Raw genomic sequence first — 4714 nt, 5'->3', positions numbered from 1 at the left:
CCGACGTCATCGACGCCGCCCGCCACGACTACGGGGGTTTCACCGTCATCCTCGACCCCCGCCGACTGCGTTCCTCCGGCGGCTGGGAGCCCGGCGACTGGAAACTGGAACTGGTCGTCCTCAACCGCGGGATCACCCGCCGCAGGCTCGTCGCCAACCCCGTCTCCGGCCCACCCGAGCGCCCCGGCTACCACCAGCTGGACACGGACATGTGGATGCGCCCGCACTGGAACAGGGACCGCCAGCTCGTGGTCAGCGTCGAACCGGTCCGCGTGCGAACCGTCGGCCACCGCTTCGACCCGCGCACCGGCGACCTGGAACTGGAGGGCGAGCTGGTGTCCGGGGCCGCGGCCCGGGCCACCGAGCTGCGCCTGACGCGCCGCCCCGGCACCGCCGTCCTCACCTATCCGGTCTCCGTCCACGGCGACCGCCTCACCGTGCGTGTGCCCGCCGACGAACTCTTCGACCGGGGCGTCGCCGAGTGCGGCGGCATGATCCGCCAGGAGGAGTGGGACGCCCACCTGCTCACCCCGGAGCGGGAGGCCCTTCCCCTGATCCTGCCCGACGAGACGGTCACCAGCGCCTACACGGCCGAGGACGGGCACCGTGAACTGGCCGTGCTGCGCACCACGACCGGCCACCTGAAACTGCGGGCGGGCCACGCCCGGCCCGTGGTCCACGGCGCGCGCTGGGAGGGCCGCGCACTGCTGCTGGAGGGTGAGTTCCCCACCGGGACCGATCTGCGCCTGGTGGCCAAGGCGCGCGGTCGCGACGAGGAGCACTCCCTCGCGGTGGAGCGCTCCGGGGAACGGTTCACGGCCCGGCTGGCCCCCGCCGACGTTCCGACCCTGTCGGGGAACCTGTCCCTGCCCACGGGCACCTACCAGCTGTGGGGGCGGGTCAGCGACACCGCCGAGGAGGGCGTCGCCGAAGCCGTCGCGGTCGACGTGGGCGTGGAGTTCTCCGACGCCCTCATCACCGATCTTCCGTTGGAGATGCAGACCAGCGAACGCGCCTACACCCTCTCCTACCAGGGGCACGGTATCCCCGTGCTCCGTGTGGGTACCGATCTGCGTCCCGCCGAGCGCGGCACCTTCGCCCAGCGCGAACTGCGCGAGCGGTACTACCCGGCCCAGCGCCGCGAGCCGGTCACCGAGGGCGTCCTCTTCGACACCTACACCGGCCGCCAGTACTCGGACAGCCCGCAGAGCGTCTACGCGGAGCTGCGCGGGCGGGAGCGCTGGGCTGACTACCCCATGTCGTGGCTGGTCGCCGACGGCCAGGTACGCCTGCCCGACGACCTGTCCCCGGTACGCCACCGGGGGCGGGAGTACTACGAGGCCCTGGCCCGCAGCCGCTACCTGGTCACCAACTCCCGGCAGCCCGCGTGGTTCCACCGACGCCCCGACCAGGTGGTCGTGCAGACCTGGCACGGTTCGATGCTCAAGCGGATCGGTTTCGACATCGAGAACATCCGCGGCAAGTCGCGCGACTACTTCGACAAGCTCGCCTGGGAGACGCGGCAGTGGGACTACCTGGTCTCGCCGAGCCCGTGGGCGACGCCGATCCTGCGCAGCGCCTTCCGCTTCGAGGGCGAGATCCTGGAGACCGGCTATCCGCGCAACGACGTCTTCTTCGCACCCGACCGGGAGGCCGTGGCCCGGCGCACCCGCGAGCGGCTCGGCCTGCCCGAGGGCAGGAAGGTGGTGCTGTACGCGCCGACCTGGCGCGACGACAAGTACTACGCGCGGGGCAGGCACAAGCTCGACCTGCACCTGGACCTGCGCCGGATGTACGACAAGCTCGGCGACGACCACGTGCTGTTGGTGCGGCGGCACCCGCGTGTGGTGGACAGCGTGCCGATCGTGGGCCGGGACTTCGTGTACGACGTGTCCCTGTACCCGGAGATCATGGAGCTCTTCCTCATCACCGACGTGCTCGTCACGGACTACTCGTCGATGATGTTCGACTTCGCCAACACCGGACGCCCGATGCTCTTCTTCACCTACGACCTGGAGGGCTACCGGGACAACCTGCGCGGGTTCTACTTCGACTTCGAGGAGACCGCGCCGGGACCGTTGCTGACCGAGTCCGACGAGGTCATCAGCGCCCTGTTGGACATCGACGAGGTGGCCCGCGAAAGCGAGGCCTCCTACCGGGCCTTCGTCGAGCGGTTCTGTCCGCTCGACGACGGGTACGCCGCGGCCCGTGTCGTGGACCGGGTCTTCGGGCGGGAGTGAGCGGGGCCGGCGCCCCGGGGGCCACGCGGTCCCCGGGGGACGGAACCGGGAAGGCCTGTGGACAGTCGTCCGGGCGCCTCCGGAGTGGGCCACAATGGGTCCGTGATCGTCATCACCCGTTACTCCGTGCCCGAGGCCGACACCGCGGCCTTCCAGACCGACGCCGCCGCCGCGGTCGAGGTGCTCTCCCACCGTCCCGGCTTCCGGGGCCACCGGGTGGGCCGCGCCGCGGACGACCCGTCCCTGTGGACCGTGGTCACCGAGTGGGACGGCGCCGGGTTCTACCGCCGGGCCCTGTCCGACTTCGACGTCAAGGTCAGGGCCGTGCCGCTGCTCTCGCGCGCCATCGACGAGCCCACCGCGTTCGAGGTCCTGGACGGCGACGACGCCACGGCCAGAACCCCGGAGTGAGCGTCCTGGGACCGGGGGCACGGCCGAAAGCGTGTGTGTGCGGTTGCCGGGTGCTCTAGCCTGGGTGGACGCGGTCGTCACCGTTGCCACTCCCTGGTTCCGGCGTACCGCGTTCCACACCCAACGATGTATCGCGCACGCGATCCACCGACACCCAGCCGGATGGAGAGTCACCCATGGCCGTCAAGTCAGAGGCAATGGACGCACTGGTCAACCTCGCCAAACGCCGAGGTCTGGTCTACCCCTCGAGTGAGATCTACGGGGGTCTGCGCGCCGCCTGGGACTACGGCCCCCTCGGAGTGGAGCTCAAGAACAACGTCAAGCGTCAGTGGTGGCGCTCCATGGTGCAGGAGCGCGAGGAGATCGTCGGCCTGGACTCCAGCGTCATCCTGGCCCGCGAGGTCTGGGAGGCCTCCGGCCACGTGACGGCGTTCGTCGACCCGCTCACCGAGTGCCAGTCCTGCCACAAGCGTTTCCGCGCGGACCACCTCATCGAGGCCTACGAGGCCAAGCACGGACACGAGCCCGCCGAGGGCCTGTCCGCGATCGCCTGCCCCAACTGCGGCGCGAAGGACTCCTTCACCGAGCCGCGCATGTTCAACGGCCTGCTGCGCACCTACCTGGGCCCGGTCCAGGACGAGAAGGGCCTGGCCTACCTGCGCCCGGAGACCGCCCAGGGCATCTTCGTCAACTACAAGAACGTCGAGCAGAGCGCTCGCCGCAAGGTGCCCTTCGGCATCGGCCAGATCGGCAAGTCGTTCCGCAACGAGATCACCCCGGGCAACTTCATCTTCCGCACCCGCGAGTTCGAGCAGATGGAGATGGAGTTCTTCGTCAAGCCCGGCAGTGACGAGGAGTGGCACCAGCACTGGATCGACGTCCGCCACCAGTGGTACGTCGACCTGGGCATCGCCAAGGACAACCTGCGCCTGTACGAGCACCCGCAGGAGAAGCTGTCCCACTACTCCAAGCGCACCGTCGACATCGAGTACCGGTTCAACTTCCAGGGCGCCGAGTGGGGTGAGCTGGAGGGCATCGCCAACCGCACCGACTACGACCTCAGGACGCACGCCGAGGCCTCCGGCGTGGACCTGTCCTACTTCGACCAGGAGAACAACGAGCGCTACATCCCCTACGTCATCGAGCCCGCGGCCGGTGTCGACCGGGCGGTGCTCACGTTCATGCTGGACGCCTACAACGTGGACGAGGCGCCCAACGCCAAGGGCAAGATGGAGAAGCGCGCCGTCATGCGCCTGGACCCGCGCCTGTCCCCGGTCAAGGTGGCCGTCCTGCCGCTGTCGCGCAACACCGACCTGTCGCCCAAGGCCCGCGACCTGGCCGCCAGGCTGCGCAAGCGCTGGAACGTGGAGTTCGACGACGCCGGTGCGATCGGCCGCCGCTACCGTCGCCAGGACGAGATCGGCACCCCGTTCTGCGTGACGGTGGACTTCGACACCCTGGATGATGACGCGGTGACCGTGCGCGAGCGCGACACCATGTCCCAGGAGCGCGTGTCCCTCGACCGGGTGGAGACCTACCTGTTCGAGCGCCTGCCCGGTTGCTAGAGCGGGTCCGTTCCGGTCCCCGGACATGACAACGGCGCCTCCCGCCCCGGCAGGGGTGAGGGGCGCCGTTGTCATGATCGCTGACGGGCCGATGGGCCGATGGGCCGACGAGTCGGCGAGCCGAACCACCCGAACCACCCGAAGAACGCGGCCCACAGTGGCCCACAAGAGTGAGTGCCATGGTAGGTGCCCAGCGGCCGGGCCGCTGATGGTGGCGGTGGCGACGTTGGCACCAACGGTGGGAGCCACTGTCGGAGGGCGGTCAACGGTTGGGGTTCGGGGATGGTGGGCCTCTGCTGCGGTGGCGCCAGCTGCCGCGAGGTGGGACAGGTGGCGAGTAACGCCTGATGGGGTTGGGTGACCGGGCTCTGCTGCGATAGCGGCACCAACGGCGAGTGGGTCCTCCAGTCCCGAGGAGCGGTGCTGTCCCCGGTGGTGAGGGTCGGCGACGGCCGCACCAACGGCGACGCAGCAGCGCGGTCCAGGCTCCCTGTCGAG

At 69.9% G+C, this 4714-nt stretch carries 3 protein-coding genes; all 3 read left to right on the top strand.

What is annotated here, in order from left to right; translation table 11 throughout:
• Nucleotides 1–2240: CDP-glycerol glycerophosphotransferase family protein (locus D455_RS0115655; RefSeq protein WP_017571655.1), on the top strand; the 2240-nt coding region annotated here is incomplete at its 5' end.
• Between the two features lie 102 nt (nt 2241–2342).
• The gene (locus tag D455_RS0115650; protein ID WP_017571654.1) at nt 2343–2651 is read left to right on the top strand and encodes an antibiotic biosynthesis monooxygenase family protein; all 309 of its coding nucleotides are present in this window, start codon (nt 2343–2345) and stop codon (nt 2649–2651) included.
• A gap of 176 nt (nt 2652–2827) precedes the next feature.
• Nucleotides 2828–4216, top strand: coding sequence for a glycine--tRNA ligase (locus D455_RS0115645; protein ID WP_193789440.1), 1389 nt, complete (start codon nt 2828–2830; stop codon nt 4214–4216).
• Nucleotides 4217–4714: the final 498 nt, after the last annotated feature.

The organism is Nocardiopsis halotolerans DSM 44410 (genome assembly GCF_000341065.1).
In the GTDB taxonomy this organism is placed as follows: domain Bacteria; phylum Actinomycetota; class Actinomycetes; order Streptosporangiales; family Streptosporangiaceae; genus Nocardiopsis; species Nocardiopsis halotolerans.
Note: the sequence above shows the minus strand (reverse complement) of the source record. Positions and strands in the feature narration are given on the sequence as shown.